The sequence below is a fragment of the Neorhizobium petrolearium genome (genome assembly GCF_017873175.1).
GTDB classification, from domain to species: domain Bacteria; phylum Pseudomonadota; class Alphaproteobacteria; order Rhizobiales; family Rhizobiaceae; genus Neorhizobium; species Neorhizobium petrolearium.
The window spans coordinates 113,849-134,334 of the sequence record NZ_JAGGJW010000005.1; the positions used below are offsets into that span (position 1 = coordinate 113,849).

Annotated in this window: 18 protein-coding genes and 1 tRNA gene; 10 read left to right on the forward strand and 9 right to left on the reverse strand. The window is 61.3% G+C overall.

Translation table 11 applies throughout. The features are described from left to right. Positions 1-386 precede the first annotated feature (386 nt). From J2046_RS11050 to J2046_RS11080, 7 genes are read right to left on the reverse strand one after another with little or no spacing between them, the layout of a single operon-like run. Entirely contained in the window at positions 387-2,192 is a 1,806-nt protein-coding gene (locus J2046_RS11050; protein ID WP_210051733.1) for an ABC transporter ATP-binding protein, read from the reverse strand. Between the two features lie 3 nt (positions 2,193-2,195). Continuing rightward, positions 2,196-3,128 carry an ABC transporter permease gene (locus J2046_RS11055; protein WP_210051734.1) on the reverse strand — a complete coding sequence of 311 codons (933 nt, stop codon included), beginning with the start codon at positions 3,126-3,128 and terminating at the stop codon, positions 2,196-2,198. Continuing rightward, a complete protein-coding gene (locus tag J2046_RS11060) occupies positions 3,128-4,102 on the reverse strand; it encodes an ABC transporter permease (protein ID WP_210051735.1) in 975 nt (324 codons plus the stop codon). The genes J2046_RS11055 and J2046_RS11060 overlap by 1 nt, the downstream gene beginning before the upstream one ends. Before the next feature lie 4 nt (positions 4,103-4,106). Beyond that, entirely contained in the window at positions 4,107-5,081 is a 975-nt protein-coding gene (locus J2046_RS11065; RefSeq protein WP_210051736.1) for a nucleoside hydrolase, read from the reverse strand. After that, a complete protein-coding gene (locus J2046_RS11070) occupies positions 5,078-6,037 on the reverse strand; it encodes a nucleoside hydrolase (RefSeq protein WP_210051737.1) in 960 nt (319 codons plus the stop codon). Before J2046_RS11070 ends, J2046_RS11065 begins: the two co-directional genes overlap by 4 nt. A gap of 39 nt (positions 6,038-6,076) precedes the next feature. Further along, positions 6,077-6,958 (reverse strand): dihydrodipicolinate synthase family protein, encoded by an 882-nt coding sequence (locus J2046_RS11075; RefSeq protein WP_037145732.1) that lies wholly within the window; start codon positions 6,956-6,958, stop codon positions 6,077-6,079. 21 nt (positions 6,959-6,979) lie between these two features. After that, on the reverse strand, positions 6,980-8,530 hold the full coding sequence (locus J2046_RS11080; protein ID WP_210051738.1) for an ABC transporter substrate-binding protein: 1,551 nt from the start codon (positions 8,528-8,530) through the stop codon (positions 6,980-6,982). Positions 8,531-8,666: 136 nt separating this feature from the next. On the opposite strand from J2046_RS11080, the gene J2046_RS11085 reads away from it, so the two are divergent. From J2046_RS11085 to J2046_RS11130, 10 genes are all read left to right on the forward strand, one after another. Beyond that, positions 8,667-9,590: a LysR family transcriptional regulator gene (locus J2046_RS11085; protein ID WP_210051739.1), complete on the forward strand. Its 924-nt coding sequence runs from the start codon at positions 8,667-8,669 to the stop codon at positions 9,588-9,590. 272 nt (positions 9,591-9,862) lie between these two features. Continuing rightward, positions 9,863-11,245, forward strand: coding sequence for an ABC transporter substrate-binding protein (locus tag J2046_RS11090; protein WP_233469693.1), 1,383 nt, complete (start codon positions 9,863-9,865; stop codon positions 11,243-11,245). Positions 11,246-11,431: 186 nt separating this feature from the next. Beyond that, the gene (locus J2046_RS11095) at positions 11,432-12,658 is read left to right on the forward strand and encodes a mandelate racemase/muconate lactonizing enzyme family protein (protein ID WP_411828488.1); all 1,227 of its coding nucleotides are present in this window, start codon (positions 11,432-11,434) and stop codon (positions 12,656-12,658) included. A gap of 39 nt (positions 12,659-12,697) precedes the next feature. After that, positions 12,698-14,296 carry a GMC family oxidoreductase gene (locus J2046_RS11100; protein ID WP_210051741.1) on the forward strand — a complete coding sequence of 533 codons (1,599 nt, stop codon included), beginning with the start codon at positions 12,698-12,700 and terminating at the stop codon, positions 14,294-14,296. A gap of 7 nt (positions 14,297-14,303) precedes the next feature. After that, on the forward strand, positions 14,304-14,789 hold the full coding sequence (locus tag J2046_RS11105) for a hypothetical protein (protein WP_210051742.1): 486 nt from the start codon (positions 14,304-14,306) through the stop codon (positions 14,787-14,789). Continuing rightward, positions 14,786-15,715 carry a carbohydrate ABC transporter permease gene (locus J2046_RS11110; protein WP_210051743.1) on the forward strand — a complete coding sequence of 310 codons (930 nt, stop codon included), beginning with the start codon at positions 14,786-14,788 and terminating at the stop codon, positions 15,713-15,715. Before J2046_RS11105 ends, J2046_RS11110 begins: the two co-directional genes overlap by 4 nt. Beyond that, positions 15,712-16,572: a carbohydrate ABC transporter permease gene (locus J2046_RS11115; RefSeq protein ID WP_210051744.1), complete on the forward strand. Its 861-nt coding sequence runs from the start codon at positions 15,712-15,714 to the stop codon at positions 16,570-16,572. Before J2046_RS11110 ends, J2046_RS11115 begins: the two co-directional genes overlap by 4 nt. A gap of 39 nt (positions 16,573-16,611) precedes the next feature. Next, complete coding sequence (locus J2046_RS11120; RefSeq protein ID WP_037146128.1) at positions 16,612-17,295, forward strand: GntR family transcriptional regulator; 684 nt, start codon at positions 16,612-16,614, stop codon at positions 17,293-17,295. Positions 17,296-17,373: 78 nt separating this feature from the next. Next, a complete protein-coding gene (locus J2046_RS11125; RefSeq protein ID WP_037145723.1) occupies positions 17,374-18,444 on the forward strand; it encodes an ABC transporter ATP-binding protein in 1,071 nt (356 codons plus the stop codon). 20 nt (positions 18,445-18,464) lie between these two features. Beyond that, positions 18,465-19,901, forward strand: coding sequence for an aldehyde dehydrogenase family protein (locus tag J2046_RS11130; RefSeq protein ID WP_210051745.1), 1,437 nt, complete (start codon positions 18,465-18,467; stop codon positions 19,899-19,901). A 79-nt stretch (positions 19,902-19,980) separates the two neighbouring features. On the opposite strand, the gene J2046_RS34225 is transcribed toward J2046_RS11130, so the two are convergent. Beyond that, positions 19,981-20,181 carry a hypothetical protein gene (locus J2046_RS34225; RefSeq protein ID WP_210051746.1) on the reverse strand — a complete coding sequence of 67 codons (201 nt, stop codon included), beginning with the start codon at positions 20,179-20,181 and terminating at the stop codon, positions 19,981-19,983. A 146-nt stretch (positions 20,182-20,327) separates the two neighbouring features. Beyond that, positions 20,328-20,412, reverse strand: a tRNA-Leu gene (locus J2046_RS11140). Positions 20,413-20,486: the final 74 nt, after the last annotated feature.

Genomic DNA, 20,486 nt, shown 5'->3' on the forward strand with positions numbered 1-20,486 from the left:
CACCTGACAGCGACGAGGGGGCATTTTGGCCTCTCCAGCCCTTAAGCCATTCAAATATCTGGAAAGTTTTTCTTGCCTTTCGTCAGCTTCACCCACAGGCGGACTGACGGTGCTGAGGCGCAATGCGACGCAATGAACAACCAATAAGAGCATTATGGGCGGGTAAGCATCCCTGGTGATGAAGGCCCGACTCCGTCTTGCCACCCTCGACAACCAGCCTGGCGAGGCTGAGGCAACACGCGAAAACCCTGCGCGAAAACCCACCAGCACAGAACGGCCGGTAGAAATTTCCGGGAAAAGGCGGCAAGGTGAAGCCGCCGCTCCAACCGATGTCGAGGTCGAGATTCCCGCCTGATCTTTCAGGCGCGTCACCGAATGCGCTTCTATTATGCAACCAGGAAGAGATGGCCGTCGCCCGCCTCCAGGTAGCGGCGCTGCGGCGGCACGTAGTCGGCCGCGCGGAACGGGCTCCTGATTTCGTCGTTCGAGATCCGTCGCGTCTGCCGGCGAGCGGGGTCGGCGATCGGTACGGCTGCCATCAGGCGCTTCGTGTAATCGTGCTGCGGATTTTCGAAGACGGCTTGCCGTGGGCCGATTTCGACGATCTCGCCGAGATACATAACCGCGACGCGATGGCTGATCCGTTCCACCACTGCCATGTCGTGGCTGATGAAGAGATAGCCGAGGCCGTATTTCTCCTGCAGGTCGAGCATCAGGTTGATGACCTGCGCCTTGACCGACACATCGAGAGCCGAAACGGATTCGTCGGCGATGATCAGCTTGGGTTCGAGGGCAAGTGCGCGGGCGATGCAGACGCGCTGGCGCTGGCCACCGGAGAATTCATGCGGGAAACGGTCCGCCATCGAGGCTGAAAGCCCGACGCGTTCGAGCAACTCGCCCACCCGCTCCTTCGCCTCGGTGGCATTGGCAAGCCCATGCGTGACGATAGGCTCTGCAATCGCATCACCAACACGGATACGCGGATTGAGGCTTTCGAACGGATCCTGAAAGATCATCTGTGCCTCCCGGCGGATGTCCGCCAGTTGCGACTTGCCTGCGCCCAGCACGTTCTTGCCGTCGATCTCGATCGTGCCGGACTTTGCATCCGTCAGCCGGATGATCGAGCGGCCCGTCGTGGACTTGCCGCAGCCGGACTCACCCACCAGCGACAACGTCTCACCCTGCCGCACTTGCAGGGAAACGCCCTCGACGGCATGAATTCGGCCGACCGTCTTGCGCAGGAAACCCTTCTTGATGTCGAAGCGCGTCACCAGATTGTCGACCTTCAGGATCGGAGCCGCATCGCGCTTCACTGTATCTGCCGTCGGCTCGACAGGCTGGATCTCGCCGGTCGCCATGTCGACCTGCGGGAAGCGCAGTGGCCGATCGAGACCTGTCATCGAACCAAGCTGCGGCACCGCAGAAAGGAGCGCCCGCGTATAAGGATGCTTGGCGCCCGCAAAAATTTCCTGCGTCGTCCCCGTCTCCACCGCATCGCCGCGATACATGACTACCGTCCGGTCGGAGATTTCGGCAACCACGCCCATGTCGTGGGTGATGAAGAGGACCGACATGCCCTCCTCTTCCTGCAACGTCTTGATGAGCTCGAGAATCTGCGCCTGGATGGTGACATCGAGCGCCGTCGTCGGCTCGTCGGCGATCAGCAGCTTCGGATCGCAGGCGAGCGCGATCGCGATGACCACGCGCTGCCGCATGCCGCCGGAAAAGTTCATCGGATACTCATTGAGGCGAGATTTCGCCGATGGAATACGGACCTTCTCGAGAAGCCGAACCGCTTCGACTTCAGCTTGGCCGTGGGACATGCCGCGATGCTGAACGAGAACCTCGGTGATCTGCTGACCGATCTTCAACACCGGATTGAGGCTCGTCATCGGTTCTTGGAAGATCATGCCGATGCGGTTGCCGCGAATCGACTGCATCTCATCGAGCGGCAGGTCGAGCAAATTTCTCCCCTCGAAGTCGATCCTGCCGGTCACGCGCGAATTGCCTGGCGGCAGAAGTCGCATGATCGACATGGCCGTAACGCTCTTACCCGAGCCCGACTCGCCGACAACGGCAACGGTCTCCCTCGGACCGATATCGAAGCTGACGTCACGCACGACGTTTCGCCATTCGCCGCCGACGCGGAACGAGGTATCGAGGTTGGAAATCGAAAGTATCGGATTGGACATGGCTCAGCCCTCCCGCCGAGGATTGAGGATGTCGCGCAGGCTGTCGCCGATCAGGTTGATCGCGACGATGAGCAACAGAAGAACGAGGCCGGGAAAGAAGCTGATCCAGTAGTCGCCGGACAGCAGATATTCGAACCCGTTCGAGATCAGAAGGCCGAGAGACGGCTCGGTAACCGGCAGGCCGATGCCGAGGAAGGAAAGCGTAGCCTCGAGCATGATCGCATAGGCGACACGCATCGTCGCGACGACGATCAGCGGCGGCAGGCAGTTCGGCAGGATGTGCCGGAAGAGAATGCGCCGGTCGGGGAGCGCCATCGAGCGGGCGGCATCCACATAGGCGCGCTTGCGCTCCACCAGTGCCGAGCCGCGGATCGTGCGGGCATAATAGGCCCACTGGGTGACGATCAGCGCCAGGATGATCTTATCGACGCCCTGCCCCAGGATGGCAAGGAAGATCAGGGCGATCAGGATCGCGGGGAAGCTGAGCTGGATATCGACGACGCGCATCAGGAAGGAATCGAGCCTGCCGCCGGCATAGGCGCTGACAAGGCCGATCGAAGCGCCGATCACCAGTGCGATCGCGGCGCTCGAGATGCCCACAAGGATACTGGTGCGCAAGCCATAGAGGATGGCGCTCAGGAGGTCACGGCCCTGGTCGTCGGTGCCGAGCAGATAGACCATGCCGTTCATGCTCGCGGAACCCGGCGGCAGCCGGCCGTCGAGAATATCGAGCTGTGACAGGTCGTAGGGGTTCTGCGGTGCGATTACCGGCGCGAAGACCGCCGCGAGAATGAAGACCAGCACCAGAAGGATGCCGACGAGCGCCAGCCTGTCGTTCAGAAGGGCGGAAATCGTCTGGCGGAACGGCGACCGCGAGCGGTGCGCCTGACCGTTGCCGGCATGTACCGAGCTTGCGGCGTTTGTGTCCTGGCTCATCACGAATTCCCTTCAAGACGAACGCGCGGGTCGACGACCGAATAGAGGATGTCGACGAGAAGGTTGATGACGCTGAACATCACGACTGTGATCATCAGGTAGGCGAGGATGACGGGCCGATCGAGGACGGCGATGGCGTCGATGATCAGCTTGCCCATGCCCGGCCAGGCGAAGATGGTTTCGGTAACGACGGCGAAGGCGATCAGCGAACCGAGTTCCAGGCCGATCACGGTGATCAGCGGGATGAGCGTGTTCTTCAGCACGTGGACGAGAACGATGCGACGTTCCGGCAGGCCCTTGGCGCGGGCGAAACGCACGAAGTCGAGCTGCATCGTCTCCAGCACGCCGGCGCGGGTCAGGCGGATGATCAGCGATATCTTGAACAGTGCAAGGTTCAGCGCCGGCAGAAGAAGATGGGACAGGCCATCCAGCGTGAAGAGGCTGATGGGGACGCCGAAAACCGACACTGTATCACCTCGCCCGGATGACGGCAGCCAGCCGAGCTTGACGCTGAACAGCATGACCATCACGAGGCCGATCCAGAAGGTCGGCAGGCTGAAACCGAGGATCGAGAAGGTCATGACCGACCTGGAAACGAGACTTTTTGGCTTCAGGCCAGCATAGACGCCGAGTGGAATGCCGAAAACAAGCCCGATCACCAGAGCGACAAAGGCAAGCTCCAACGTCGCCGGCATACGGTTAAGGATCAGCGTCAGCGCCGGCTGGTTGAAGACGAACGAATTGCCGAGATCGCCGGAGAGCGCGCGGGTCAGGAATAGCCAGTATTGTTCCCAGACCGGCTTGTCGAGGCCGAACGACTGGATGACCTGCAGGCGCTCGGTCGGCGTGGCAGTCGGACTCAGCAGGACGTCGACCGGATTGCCGACGAGATAGAGGCCTACGAAGACCAGGACCGACATCACGAATAGCGTCAGAACCGTTTGGATCGATCGGCTTAAAAGATAACCGCTCATAGATTCAACCTCCCGGTAATTTGGGACCGGGCGCGACACTTCCGTAAAGCGAGATGCGCTCGATCAGCAGATTGATGAATCCGGCCTCGTCGACGTCAGTCACCACGGTGGCGTTCGGGACACGGTCCATCTTTTGGTAAAAATCGGCATAGGTATAACCCAACGTGAGGCCGGTTACCTGGGTGCCGACGGTAGCTCTGAGGCTCGTGAAAAGTTCAGGCTTGATCAGCCACGCGATCGTCGTCGCGTCATGAATAGGCCCGCCCAGGCGGCCGAAGCGCTCGATATCGCTGCGATCGAAGGCCGAGAAGAGATTGTAGAGCGCGCCGCCCGCGCGGCCGCCCCTGTCTCGAAAGCTCTCGAAATGCTGTGCCGTGAACAGGGCCTGGAAGGTCATGTCGAGCGGCATCACCACGATCGGGACGCCGGAACGATAGACGATTTCGGCCGCGTGGGGATCTGCGTAGATGTTGAATTCGGCCCATGGCGTGCGGTGACCGAGCGCCGTGAATGCGCCTCCCATGGAGACGATCCGGCGGATTCCGCGCGCCACGTCCGGATGCTGGATCAGGGCGAGCGCGATATTCGTCATCGGTCCCATCGCGCAGATTGTGATCGGATCACCGGCCTCCGCCGCTTCGCGTGCCGACCTCGCGATGAACTGCACCGCATGTGCGTCCGAAGGGACGATACTGCTGCGGGCGACGAGTTCATCGCTAAACGCACCGATCCTGGCATATTTGCCGAAGACCTGATCGCGAACCAGCGGACCTGCAGCGCCCGCATAAACCGGCACATCGATGCGTCCCGATACGCCGACAATCTTGCAGGCATTGGTCACCGTATCCTTCAACGGGACGTTTCCGGCAACGATCGACAGGCCGAGCACGTCGATCTCCGGCGATGCCAGTGCCATGAGGATGGCCGCCGCATCGTCAACGCCGGGGTCCGCGTCGATGATGATCCGGGTGCGGCTCATGCGACGGCCTTTTCGGCATAACGTGACAGACGCTCCAGGAAGAAGGCGATCACGCCTTCCGCATCGACCCTGATGACGATGTCCGCATTGGGCTCCAGGCCACTCTTGCCGTACCAGTCGGCAACGGTCTGGCCCATGCACAGCTCGCTTTCGTGCTCGACGAATACACGGGCGCGCTCGGTCTTAAAGAGGTGCGGCGCCAGCAGATAGGCGATCACCAGCGGATCATGGAGCGGACCGCCGCGCGAGCCGTAACGGCGCACGTCGTTGCGATCCCAGAACGCCATCAGTTTCGCAAGCGTTTCGGAGATCCGGCCGCTGACACTCGAGAACTGCGCGACGTGCTCCGGCTTGAGCATCACCTGATGCGTCGCATCGAGCGCCAGCGCGACGATCGGGATGCCGCTCGAAAAGACGACATGCGCGGCATGCGGATCGGCCAGCACGTTGAATTCCGCCGTCATCGTCCGGTTGCCGGGCTCGCGATAGGCGCCACCCATCATGACGATGCGCTCGATGCCCTCGGCGATCTGCGGGCTCATCCGCAACGCCACCGCGACATTGGTCATCGGTCCGAGGCAACAGATGGTGATGCGCTTCCGCAGGGCTGCTGCGGCAATCAGCGTGTCGATCAGAAAATCGACGGCGGACTTCTTTTCAACCGCCTTCACCGGATCCGGCAGCACCGTATTCCCAAGCCCGGTCTGGCCATGGAACTGGCCGTAGATCGGCTCGCGAAACATGGGGCGGAAACAGCCGGCATAGACCGGGATCTCCGTTCTTCGTCCGAGTTCGCAGACCTGAAGGGCATTCCGCACGGTGCGTTCCAGCGGCTGGTTGCCGCAAACGGGCGTGATGCCCAGGATATCGAGTTCCGGTGAAACGAAAGCGGTCAGGAGCGCGATCGTATCGTCGATCCCCGGATCGCAGTCAACGATGATCGGAATGGGAGTCATTTCGAAATTGCCTTTGAATTGTCAGTCGCATGCCGGCGCTCAGAGCGCGCCGACATCACGCAGAACCGCACCGATCTCGGCACGGGCCGCCTCGCCGAGCGGCATCTGTGGCGCCATCGGCGCGCCAACCGGAAAACCCTGGAGTTCGAGCGCCGTCTTGATGCAGGCGGCGATCGAATATTTCGCGAATAGCTCATTGACGCGCCAAAGCGGGCGCTGCAGTTCCATGGCTTTGGCCCAGTTTCCCGCCTTCGCAGTTTCATAAAGTGCAATGCTCTGCTGCGGCACGACACAGGCGGGACCGGCCATCCAGCCGACTCCGCCGATCATCATCACGCAGGCCGGAATATGTGCGGAGGCGGCAAACACCTCCATCCGGCCGCGGGTCCGCTCGATGATGGAGAGAAGACGCCCCGTATTCGTCGAGGCATCCTTGATATAGCGGATGTTCTCGACATGGCTCAGCCGCTCGATGACCGGTAGGGTTAGGTCCGAGCGCTGGAATTGCGGATTGGTATAGAGCACGACCGGCCGCCCCTTGGCCGCCTTGGCGATCGCCGTAAAATAGGCTTCGACGCCCTCGTCGCTGATCGGGAAATAGGCTTCGAGAATAGCCAGTATGCCGTCAGCGCCCGCCTCGACCATGTATTCCGTCTGCGCGACGGCATCGCTGGTCGACGTAGACGCCACGCCGGCGACGACGGGAACCCGACCGCGATTGGCCGAGATCACCGTGCCGACGACGTGGCGCCGCTGCTCTTGGGAGAGATAGGCAAATTCACCGGTGCTGCCGAGTGGCGTCAGGCCATGGACGCCCTGTCCGATCAGGTGATCCACCAGGTCGGTCAGCACGCCCTCCATGACCGCACCCGACTGGTCGATGGGCGAAACAAGGTAGGGAAAAACGCCGCCGAAAGACATGATGGATCGCCTCTGCCGCGGTCAGTTCTGCTTCACGTAATAAGGAAGCGTGTAGCCATCCGAACGGCCCTCATAGGAAAGGTCCTTATTAACCGCCCACGTATTGGCGAGATAAAAGACCGGGATGACGCCAAGGTCGGTCATGGCGATCTCGGTCGCCTTCTTCAGAAGCTCTTCCCGCTTGGTATCGTCCAGCGTGCCGCGAGCCTCGTTCAGCGCCTTGTCGAACTCAGGATTGGAGTAGCGGCCACGATTTCCCTGACCGGCCTTCTCGCCGTAGGTTTCGAGGATGGGGCCGAGCACGCCGGACGCTTCCCCCGTTTCGACCGCGGCACCGCCCATGATGAAGCTGAATTCCAGAGCCGAGGCACGGGTGAAGTAGACACTGCCCGGCAGCGTCGCCACTTCCGTCTTGATGCCGATGCGGCTGAAGAACTGGCCAACCGCTTGCGCGACCTTGGAATCGTTCGGATAGCGGTCGTTGGAGGCGTGGAAGGTCAGCGAAAAGCCGTCCGGATAACCGGCGTCGGCCAAAAGCTGCTTGGCCTTGTTCGGGTCGTAGGGGTCGACCTTGATGGCGGGGTCATAGCCGAAATAGCCTTCCGGAACGACCTGACCGGCCGGCACCCCCTGCCCGTCCATGATGCGGTCGACCAGCGCTTCGCGGTTGATCGACAACGAGAGCGCGCGGCGCACTTCCGGCTTCAAAAGTGGGTTCTTGCCGTCAGGCCCTTTTGCGAAAGGCGATTCCTCGCGACCCTGGTCCATGTGCAGGTACATGATCCGGTTGCCCGCGACATTGACGACTTTCAGCTTGTCGGATGCCTGGAGCTTGCGCGTGTCGGCGGTCGGAATGCTTTCGATCATGTCGACATCGCCGGAAAGCATGGCGGCAACACGGGCACTGGCATTCTTGAACACCCGGAACGTCACCTTTTCCCAGGCCGCCTTCTCGCCCCAGTAATCGTCGTTGCGCGCGACGACGATATTGTCGTCCGGCGTCCAGGAGACGAATTTGAACGGGCCGGTGCCAATGACGCCCTTGCCGGAATTCATCTCCTCCGTTGTCGTCTTTTCCATTTCGGCCGGAAGGATGGCGATGCGGCTCAGGTTATTGAGCAGAAGCGGCGTCGGGCCATCGGTCTTGATGCGGACCGTCAGCGGATCGACGGCGGTGATCTCGGTGATCGCCTTCACATAGGCGGCAAACGAACTCGGGCTGTTCTTGGAAGCCAGAGGGACGCGCTTGATGCTGGCAACGACGTCCTCAGCAGTGAAGTCGCTGCCGTCGTGGAACTTGACACCCGGGCGCAGCTTGAACTCCCAGGTCGTGTCGTCGATCGTTTTCCAGGACGTGGCAAGCGCCGGCTGAATCTGCTGTTTCGCATCCTGATTGACGAGGCCGTCGAAGATATTGCGCGCCATCGCGCTGTTCGGGCCGACGACGTAGAACTGCGGATCCATGGACGTGGTCGATGCGGCCAATCCGACCGTCAGGTCTGTGGCATGGCCAGCAAACGGTACGGCAAAAACAGACGCTGCCAATGCGGCTGCGATCGTAAGGAATTTCATGTTGGAGCTCCTCCGGGTGTTTCCGAAATCCGCACTCTCCCTGCGGATTGGAAACGCAGTTAAAGCGTCCGCAAGCAAAAGAAAAATTGCATTTCGTATTCAGTTCATGCCCTAATGTTATGGGAAGGGCACGCACATGCGATTGAAACCACGACAGGTCGAAGCTTTCAGGAGCGTAATGATGACCGGGGGCATCACCGCGGCCGCCGACGCCATGAACGTGACGCAGCCTGCCGTCAGCCGCCTCATCCGCGATCTGGAGGAAATCGTCCAGATCACGTTATTCGAACGGGTCGGGGCACGGCTCGTACCAACTGCCGAGGCAACCCAGCTCTTCCGCGAGGTCGAGCGGCTTTATCTCGGCCTAGACCAGATCGCCCAGGCGGCTGACGATATCCGCCGACACAAGAACATCGTGCTCAGGATCGCAAGCGTAACCTCGCTGGTCCGGCCCTACCTGCATCAGGCAATCATCGACGTCGTGGGAACCCGCCTGGACATCCCGCTGGTGATCGATGTCGAGAACAGCCGGCATATTTGGGACATGGTCGACAAGAACCGCTACGATCTCGGCTTCGTCTTCAGCTCCCCTCGCATGGCAGACAAGAATGCGGTCCTACTGCATGGCTCCTCTGCTGTCGCCGCAATGGCGCCAGACCACCGGTTGGCCTCGCGGAAAATCATCACGCCCGCCGACCTTATGGACGAACGCGTCCTGATCCCGGGCCGCAATTCTCCATTGAGGCTCGCGCTGGACCGCGCGTTTTCCAGGGAAGACCACCAGCCGGCAAGCACGATGGAAACCTCCATGCTGAACTGCTGCCATTTCGCAGCATCCGGAATAGGGATAGGCATCGTCGACCGTACGAGCCTTCACTCCGCGGGGGCCAAAGTCGTCGCCATCCCGTTCGAGCCGAGAATCGACGTCTCTTATTTCGCGATTCGTCCTTCAGGTGGTCAGCGCATTCCCGTGCTGGATGATATAGTGAAACGGGTGCGCGAACTGATGGAGCGGCCCTTCAACAACCCGGTTGACCCTATGTTTAACCCTCCCACATGAAAGTAACTGGGGCCTGAGGCACGGTTATCTGCCTCTCTGGTCGCAGCGATCATGCCACCACCTCATCGGATGCACATCCTCTCCTGCCTCCGGGCCGAGCATTGTGTTCGAAACTCCACGCCTCATCGCCTTCCGACCAGCCCCGCGATCAACAGGACCAACCGATCCGATTCTGCCGACGCGGAAATCAGCACGAGATTGATCGATATTGTCATTGCCAAGGCAATCCTCCCACTTGACGATCTCTTTTTCAATATTCTATAGAATATGGAATGCAGAGCACGACAAGGGAGGAAATCGTGGAAGGCATGGAGAAGAAGACAAGCGCGGGGAGGAGATTTGTCCTCAAGGGTGTGGCCGGATCGCTGATCCTGGCGGTTATGCCCCTTGCTGCCGCAAATGCGGAAGGCGGGCTGGGCGCAACAGGTAATCCGGTCGAAGTGAAGATCATGGCCAACGAGGCCTTCGCCAACAGCTGGCAGACGATCCTCGTTCCGGAATTCAACAAGGCGTTTCCGAACGTGAAGGTACGCATCGACGGCGTGCCCTATACCGAGCTGCTGGCCAAGATGATGCTCGACGCTACCAGCCCGCAGCCGGAATACGACATTCTTCTGGCGGATGATCCTTGGGTGCCGCAACTCGCGCAGATCGGGGCGCTGAAAGATCTCAAGAGCGACGAGATCTCGGCCATGACCGACAAGGGCTACGACTGGGACGACTTCAATGCCGCACCGCTGGCGGCCGGCGAGTGGAACGGAAAGCAATATGCAGTGCCGGTCCGTTCCAACATGCTGCTGATGTTCTACAACCGCGCGCTCTACGAAAAGGCCGGCGTGCCGGAACCGACGCCACAGATCACCTGGGACCAGTTCTTCGCCAACGCGCCGAAGCTGGTTCAGGATACCAATGGCGACGGTAAGCCGGACTCCTGGGCGATTGACACCTATTTCGTACGCGAACCGCTGACCCCTACAATCTGGCAGTCGATCCTCAACTCGAACGGCGGCGCGCTGCTGGATGCATCCGGTGCCCCGGCTTTCGCCAACCAGGTTGGATCCAAGTCGCTGGAAATGCACAAGCGCCTGCTGGAGTTCGCACCACCCGGCGCGCTGGGCCACGGCTTCTCGGAGTCACTTCAGGCCTTCCGCCAGGGTATCGTCGCCAACATGATCACCTGGGGTAGCGTCTACAAGGCGACCGCCGTCGACAAGCAGTCGACCACGCTTACGGTGGAGGATGTCGGCGTGCAGGTCCTGCCGGTCGGCAGTACCAGTGCCGGCACGCACCGTGGCATCTGGATCGCCGGCGTCAGCAGCAAAACGGAGAAGCTCGATGCATCCTGGGCCTTCGTCCAGTGGCTGACCTCAAAGCAGGGCGAAAGCATCAACGCCTCGATGGTCGGTTCCTTCCCCGCGCGCAAGTCCACACTGGCGAGCGAGCCGTCCGAGGCATGGCTGAAGCCGATCTACAAGACCCTCCAGAACGCCTATGACGTCGCCGCCACAGGCAAGATGTGGCGCATCCGCAACCCGAAATCGGATGCGGCGCAGCAGATCCTGGCGGACGAGATCGCCCGCGGCCTTGCCGGACAGGCCTCTCCCGAGGAAGCCTTGAAGACGGCTGCCGGCAAGATTGCCAAGGTCCTCAAATAAGAACCGGGCCCTACCGCATGGGTGCTGCCCCAGCACCCATGCGTTCGCCGCCGGTGAAACGCCTGACGGCCGTATTTCCAGGAAGACCGGCCCGCCTCGCGGACCGGACAGCCAATCCCGTGTCGATGCTTTCGGCATCGCATATCCGGGCGGCACCTGCCGCACCCGAACTGACCGAGGAACATGATGCCAACGAAAGCGATTGTAAGCGAAGTCAGGACCCTGTCCTGCAGCAACTCCTGGCGCAACTACCATTTCCTGAAGATCACGACCGAAGACGGGATCGTCGGCTGGAGCGAATTCGATGAATATTTCGGCTCGCCCGCGGTATCGGCGGTGATCAACGAAATCTCCGGTCGCATGATCGGCAAGAGCGCAATGCATCACGAGCATATCCGCGAGGATCTGCGCAATGTCACTCGGCCGGGTTCCGGCGGCGTAGTCGGTCAGGCGCTCGGTGCGATCGAGAACGCGCTTCTCGATATCAAGGCCAAGGCGCTGGAGGTGCCTTGCCATGTCCTGCTTGGCGGCAAGGTGCGTGACAAGATCCGGGTCTATTGGTCCCATTGCGTATCCTACCGCACCCGCACGCAGCATTATTCGCCCGGCATCACAGATATCTCGGGCGTCGAGCAGATCGCCCGCGAGGTCGGAGAAAAAGGTTTCACCGCCCTTAAGACCAACATCTTCCATTATGATGCGCGCGATCGCATCGAAGGCTGGTCGCCGGGCTTCGGCCGTCCCTATGAGACAAGCCGCAACGTCGAACGCAAGACACTCAAGGATTTGCGTCGGCATCTCGAGGTCATGCGTGCGGAAGCAGGCGCCGACATCGACATGCTGCTCGACCTCAATTTCAACGCGAAGACCGATGGATACGTGAAGATCCTGCGTGAAATCGCCGATCTCGACCTGTTCTGGGTGGAGATCGACACGCTGGACCCGAAGGCGCTCGCCTATATCCGTTCGCAGAGCCGGCACCCTATTGCTTCCTGCGAGACGTTGATCGGTCTCCAACAGTTCCTGCCATTCTTCCGCGAAGGCGCAATCGACGTCGCCATCATCGATACCCCGTGGAACGGCGTCTGGCAGTCGATGAAGATCGCGGCCGCGGCGGAAGCCTACGAGACCAATGTTGCTTGCCACAATTTCTATGGCCACCTCTGCACGATGATGAATGCGCATTTCTGCGCGGCAGTACCCAATCTCACGATCATGGAGACCGATATCGACCGCGTCGCCTGGGACCAGGAACTCTTCACCCATGTTCCGGAATACAAGGACGGTCATCTGATCCTCCCCGACCGTCCAGGCTGGGGCACGGAGCCCATCGAAGAGATGCTTGCGAAATATCCCCCTATCCCGGCCGCGGGCATGTGGAAGCGTACCGAGCCGTCGAAGCTTTCGATATGATGGTTAGCGAGCGAGCGGCGGGAGGCGCATGCTTCAATCATGAATGAAACTGTGGATGTCCTCATCATCGGCGCGGGCGCGTCCGGAGCGGCGGTGGCCTGGAGCCTCGCCGAGACAAAGATGCGCATCCTCTGCCTGGAACAGGGGGACTGGCAGAAACCGTCCGGCTATCCAAGCTCCGGACGGGATTGGGAGGCGCGGCTTTCGGAAGATTTCGCGATCAGCCCGAACCGCCGGAGACTTGCCGCAGATTATCCCATCAACGACGACGATTCGCCGATCAAGATCGCCAATTTCAACGGCGTCGGCGGGGGCACCATTCTCTACGCCGGGCATTATCCGCGGCTCCACCCCTCCGATTTCAAGGTTCGCAGCCTCGACGGCATCGCCGAGGACTGGCCGATCGACTATGCCACGCTGGAACCCTTCTATGCCTTGAACGACCGCATGATGGGCATATCCAGCCTTTTGGGCGACCCGGCCTATCCGCCCAAAGAGGCGGTGATGCCGCCGATCCCGATGGGCCGTACTGGCCAGACGCTCGGCAAGGCGATGAACAGACTCGGATGGCACTGGTGGCCGTCCGATGCCGCGATCGTCACACGGGAATACGAGGGACGCGCGCCCTGCATCAATCTCGGCCAATGCGGGTCCGGTTGCGCACAGGGCGCCAAGGGCAGCACCGACGTCACCTATTGGCCGGAGGCGATCCGCGCACGCATCGAACTCAGAAGCCGCTGTCGAGTCAGCCGCATCGAGACAAACGAGGCGGGCATGGCAACCGGCGCGTATTATTTCGATGCGGACGGCAAGGAGATTTTCCAACCGGCCGAGATCGTCATCATGGCCTGCAACGGCATAGGCACGCCGCGCATACTCTTGAACTCGGCATCGGACCGCTTTCCAAACGGTCTCGCCAATTCCAGCGGGCTCGTCGGCAAGAACCTGATGCTGCATCCCTATGCACAGATCCGCGGCCATTTCGACCAGCCGATGGACGGGCATCGCGGTTCGCCGATCTGCACCTGGAGCCACGAATTCTACGAGACCGACCGCTCGCGCGGCTTCGTGCGCGGCTATTGTTACCAGTTCTCGCGCGGCACCGGCCCGGTGCGTGCGGCGATCAACGGCATGGCAGATGGCCTCATTCCCTGGGGCGAGGGCCATCACGCCGCCTTCCGCCGGCTGTTCGGCCACAGCGCCGGCATGGTCTCGGTCTGCGAGGACCTGCCGGAGGAAACGAACCGCGTGACGCTCGATCCGGATCTCAAGGATGCCGATGGCATTCCTGCGCCGAAGATTACCTATCGGCTGAGCGACAACTCGCGAAAGATGCTGGATCATTCAGTCGCCCGCGGCATCGAGATCCTGAAGGCTGCCGGTGCCCATCACATCACTACGAAGGCACCCCTGCCCTATGCCGGCTGGCACCTGATGGGCACGGCCCGCATGGGCGCGGATCCCGAGCGCTCGGTGGTCAACGAATGGGGCCGCAGCCACGACGTGAAGAACCTTTTCATCGTTGACGGCAGCGTGTTCGTTACCTCTGGCGGCGTCAACCCGACATCGACGATCCAGGCGGTGGCACTCTACATCGCCGACCAGATCAAGTCCCGTCTCTACGAGCTTTTCGATTGAACCGACCATGACAGCACTCGAAAAAAACCAGCCAGCGGAAGAGCCATTCGAAGATGCAAGGCAAACGCTGCTTGCAATCGTCGGGCATATGATTCCGGCGAGTACGGAATTCGGCCTGCCCGGCGCTGACGATCCGGCGATCTATGCGGACATTCTCCGTTCGGTCGGCCGAGACAAACCCCTGCTCTCCAAGGCACTCGATGCTGTCGAGGCCTGGGCCGGCGGTCGCCTCGCGACATTGCCGCGCGACCAGCAGGCCGCCCTGCTCGCCGAATTTCGTTCCGCCGAGCCTGAGCTTGCAGGCGTTCTGGAGGCCGTGACGGCGCGCTGCTACTATCGCGACGACCGGGTAATGGCGGCGATCGGCGTAGAGGGGCGTCCGCCCTTTCCGCTCGGCTATGAAGTGGAGGAAGGCGACTGGTCGCTGCTCGATCCTGTACGGGCGCGCGGACCGATCTATCGCGCAGTCGGCGAAGGAGGGCAGCGATCATGATGAAATCCGTACCTCCGGCGAAAACTGACGTCAGTCGATCCCGCTGGCGGGACCAGGTCGGCGACCTGTTCGAACGCTGGTCCTTTCTGATGCCGAGCATCCTGGTGCTGACCGTGATGCTCGCCTATCCGATCTTCTATACGATCGAGATCAGCTTCGCCTCCTTCGACATAGCAACGTTCGGTGCCGGCGAATGGATCGGCTGGGCAAACTACGAGGAGGTGATCGGCGATTACCGCTTCTGGGATTCGCTGCAGGTCACGCTGATCTATCTGGTCATCGCATTGCCGCTGCAGGTCACGCTCGGCTTCGGAATCGCCTTCCTTATCAATGCGGAATGGTGGGGCCGCAGTGCGCTGCGCGCCCTGTTCATCATTCCGATGGTTGTGGCGCCGGTGGTTGCCGGTGGCATGTGGCGCATGATCCTTGATCCGCTCTGGGGCATCATGAACTATTGGATGGGACTTGCCGGTATCAGCTCGCTTGATTGGTTCGGCGATCCGAAGCTCGCCATGGCCGCGATCATCATCATCGACACGTGGCGCTGGACCCCGTTCATCGTGCTGATTGCCACTGCCGCCCTGCTGGCACTGCCCAAGGACGTGTTCGAGGCAGCGAAGATCGACGGTGCCAACTGGTGGTCGACATTGTGGTCGGTTGCTGTGCCCCTGCTGGTGCCGATCATCGCGGCGACCTTCGTCATCCGCTGGCTGGGCGCGGTGAAGATGTTCGACATCGTGCTCGCCGCCACCTATGGCGGCCCCGGCAAGGCTACCAACATCATCAATCTCTTCATCTACGAGGAAGCGTTCCGGTCGCTGCGCTTTGCCGAATCCGCCGCCATGGCCGTGATCGTGCTGGTCTTGACCATGGTGCTGACCGGCATCTTCCTGCGCGGCAGCCGCAAATTGGAGGAATTGTTTTGAGCGCCAGGGCCCCGGCCGTCTCCTACGATGCCCGCAACACGTTGGGCCACAGGCTCCGCATCCTCGCCGGTATCTTCGTCAGTATCGTCTTCCTGTTTCCGATCTACTGGATGGTGCTGACCTCGTTCAAGCAGCAGGTCGACATCTTCACCAATCCGCCGACCTTCTTCTTCGAGCCGACGCTCGCCACTTACAAAGAGTACATGCGGCGCGCCGACATCGTCAGGCGCATCGTCAACACGATCATCGTCGCCGCCGGCTCGGGCCTGTTGTCCATCGTCGTCGGCACCATGGCCGGCTATGCGCTGGCACGTATCCGGCTCAGGGGCGCCGGGACGATAGGGCTCATCATCCTCCTGTCGCGCGGCGTGCCGCCCATTGCGCTCGCGGTACCAATGTTTCTGGTCGCGCGTAAACTTGGGCTTACCGACAAGCACATCACGTTGATCCTCGCCTACAGCACCTTCCTCATCCCCTATGTCATGTGGCTGATGCGCGGCTTCTTCCTCGCCCTGCCAAAAGAACTCGAGGAATCGGCCATGATCGACGGATGCTCCCGCTATGGCGCCTTCTTCAAGATCATCCTGCCGATCTCGCTGCCAGGCCTGCTGTCGACCCTCATCTTCAGCATGATCCTCGCCTGGGAAGAACTGCTGTTCGCGCTGGTGCTGACCAACCGCTATGCCTCGACCATTCCAGTCGCCATCGCCGGCATCGCGGGCGACACCGTGAACGGCGCGAACTGGGGGGCGCTCACTGCCGTCGGCACGATCACTGTCGTTCCGGTCGTGATCTTTGCGCTGCTTGTTCAGAAATGGCTTATCAAAGGCTTGGCGGACGGCGCGACGAAGGGATAGATCGCGGCAAGCTTGTGCAACCACAACTGGATGGATTTCATGCAACAACCGAAGACCTTCACCACCAAGACCGAGCTGGCCCGGCAGCATATCCAGTCCATGGTCCTCTCCGGCAAAGTAGGCCCTGGCGACCGCATCACCACGCGCGAAGTCTCCGACGCGCTCGGCATCAGCGAGACCCCCATCCGGGAGGCCATCCGCAGCCTTGCCTCCGAAGGCTGGCTTGCGGTGCAGAATCATATCGGCGCCGTGGTCCAGGGGCTCAAGGTCGAGCAGATCCGCGAGATCAGCGCGCTGCGCGGCCTGGTTTGCGGTCTGGCCGTGGAACTCGGCGCGGCGAGTTTCGACGAGGAACGGTTGCGCAGGATCGATGAGAATCTCGAGGCGTCGGCCGGGGCGCTCGATGCGGACGATTTCGCACTGTTCGCCGAGAAGAACTACGAATTCCACCAATTGCTCTGCGACAACCCGGAATCGCCATGGTGCAAGCGGCTGCTCGAAAACATGCATGGGCTGATGTCGGCCCAGCGCCATGGCATTCCCCCGCAGCCGGCACGCCTGAGGGAAGCACTGAAGGAGCATACGAAAATCCGCGATCACTTGCGCGGCGGCGACTATGCAGCCGCGGCGGCAATGGTCAATCAACACGAGAAGAACACCGGTGACTTCCTGATCCGGATGATCGAGGAAATGCCGAACGGGGGCCGCAGCCGCCAGACCTGACGGGGCAGGCACCGCCCCTTTGCGGTGAACAAAGCAAACTATGCCCGGGGAAAGGGCAGGAAATGGGAGGAGTTCCGAATGGGTACGGTGCAAATACGCGAGGTCCGCAAGTCCTATGGCGCGGTCCAGGTTCTGCATGGGATCTCGATCGACATCGAGGACGGCGAATTCGTTGCGCTCGTGGGCCCGTCTGGTTGCGGCAAATCTACCCTGCTCCGGATGATCGCCGGTCTCGAAAGCATCAGCGGTGGCGACATCGCTATCGGTAACCGTGTGGTCAACAACGTAGCGCCGAAAGACCGGGATATCGCCATGGTATTCCAGAACTATGCCCTTTATCCGCACAAGAACGTACGGGACAACATGGGCTTCGCTCTACAGCAGCGCCGCGTACCAAAGCCTGAGATCGCAAAGCGCGTCAACGAGGCAGCTCGGATCCTCGGACTCGAGCATCTGCTGGACCGCAAGCCGCGCCAGCTTTCGGGCGGGCAACGCCAGCGCGTCGCCATGGGCCGCGCGATCGTGCGCGATCCCAACGTTTTCCTGTTCGACGAGCCGCTGTCGAACCTGGATGCCAAGCTGCGCGTGCAGATGCGCTCGGAGATCAAGGAACTGCACCAGCGGCTGAAGACGACGACGATCTACGTCACCCACGACCAGATCGAAGCGATGACGCTCGCCGACCGGGTCGTCGTGATGAACGGCGGCGTCGTGGAACAGGAAGGTCCACCGCTCGAACTCTACGACAGGCCGGCGAGCCTGTTCGTTGCTGCCTTCATCGGCTCGCCGCCGATGAATTTCCTGCAAGGCCAGATCATCGAAGGAAACGGATTGCGGCTTGAAGACAACACCGTGCTCGGTCTTCCGGCGGCCGATCCGAAGCAACGCAGGCAGGTCACCATCGGCGTCAGGCCGGAGCATTTCGTCATCGCCGAAACCGGCTGGCCCGCCACGGTTTCCATCGTCGAGCCGACCGGGTCGGAAACTCAGATCACCGCCCGCCTTGCCGGCCAGCTCATTCGCATACTCGTTCGCGGGCGAACGTCGGCCATGCCCGGCGATGAGATCCGTCTCGCCGTGACACCGGGCGACATACATTTCTTCGACGCTGCTCCGATACCAGAGCTGGCATCGGCCGAAGACGCCTGACGGCCGAAAAGGAGAAGGACATGCGGAAATTGCGGGAATTCTACATCGGCGGCCGCTGGGTGCCGGCCCTGTCGACGGCCGGGCATACGCTGATCGACTCCACCACCGAGCAGCCCTTTGACACTGTGGCGCTTGGCGGGCGCAACGACGTTGACGCCGCGGTCATGGCCGCGAAGCTCGCCTTTCCGGCCTGGGCGGCAAGCGAGCCGGGCGAGCGCATGGCGCTGATCCGACGGATCCGGGAGATATATTCGGAGCGCGTCGAGGATATGGCGCGCGCGATTTCGCAGGAGATGGCCGCGCCGATCGAGCTCGCACGCACGCGACAGGCACCGGCTGCACTTCGCCATATGACCAATTTCCTGGCAGTCATGGAGCATTTCGAATTCGTTCGGCAACTCGGACCCCATGCGCCCGACGACCGTATCCTGATGGAACCGATCGGCGTCGTCGGCATGATCACACCCTGGAACTGGCCGATGAGTCAGGTGGCGTTGAAGGTCGTGCCGGCACTGCTCGCCGGTTGCACCATGGTGCTGAAGCCATCGGAACTTGCCCCGCTTTCCTCCGTCCTGCTCGCCGAGATCATTCATGAGGCGGGCGCCCCGGCCGGCGTCTTCAATCTGATCCAGGGTGATGGCCTGACGGCGGGAGCGCGGTTGGTCGAACATCCCGATGTCGCCATGATCAGCTTCACCGGCTCGACGCGTGCCGGTGCCAGCATCATGAAAGGCGCGGCCGACACTTTCAAGCGCGTGGCGCTGGAGCTCGGTGGCAAGGGTGCAAACCTCATTTTCGCCGATGCGGAGGAGGATGCGGTCGAGCGCGGTGTTCGGCAATGCTTCATCAACAGCGGGCAAAACTGTAATGCTCCGACGCGCATGCTGGTCGAGCGTTCGATCTACGACGAAGCCGTGGAAAAAGCCCGAACAGCGGCACAGTCGATCGCGGTCGGACCCTCGTCGGCGGAAGGGACCCATATGGGTCCCGTAATCTCGGAACGCCAGTTCGACCGGGTGCAGTCGCTGATCGAGACCGGCATCCGCGAAGGCGCGCGCCTCGTCGCCGGCGGTATCGGACGGCCCGCCGGCTTCAATCGGGGCTTCTTTGTACAGCCGACCGTGTTCGCCGACGTTTCCAACGATATGATGATCGCGCGTGAAGAGATTTTCGGCCCAGTGCTCTCGATCCTTCCCTTCTCGGACGAGGAAGATGCCGTGGCCATCGCCAACGACACGCCCTACGGTCTCACGAATTACGTGCAGAGCAGCGACGGCGCCCGGCGCAACCGGCTGGCGCGGCGCCTCCAATCCGGCATGGTGGAGATGAACGGCCAGCCGCGCGGCGCCGGTTCACCTTTCGGCGGCATCCGCCACTCGGGCGGCGCGCGCGAAGGCGGCGTCTGGGGGATCGAGGAATACATGATCGTCAAATCGGTGTCTGGCTGGGCATCCTGACGTCGGATCGTAGGCTTTCCGAACGGACAGAATGGATCAGTGCTGTCGGCGATGGCACCCATGTTCGAGATCGCCGCTCTTAGGGAATAGAGATCAACGACCAGCGCGCGCACGCGTTCGTCTGGAAACCGGCCGCCGCAATGGCGGCGAAGTGGAAATTATCCCGGGCCTCGATCATGCGGCCGACATTGTGACGACCGGCGGCGCTCTTTCTTCGGAGAAGGCCTTTGTCCGGCAGAGGGGAAAGCAAGATGAACTTTTCCGCCTGGTCAATCGGCAACCCGGTTCCCGCCATCCTGCCGACCGTCGGCGGCCGCTCAAAAAATACCAAGAGACGGCTTTGGTCGACCTTCGACGTCCAGACAAAGAAAAAGCCCGGAAATCCGAGCTTTTTGGGCTGCCTATAGACAGCTACATACGGAATTCTGGTGCCCAGAAGAGGACTCGAACCTCCACGCCTCGCGGCACAGGTACCTGAAACCTGCGCGTCTACCAATTCCGCCATCTGGGCGACGGAGAGCCATGTAAGGGGGTGGCTCCTGCCTGTCAACTAGCTTTTTGAAGTTTCCATGTCACCCGTGGAAA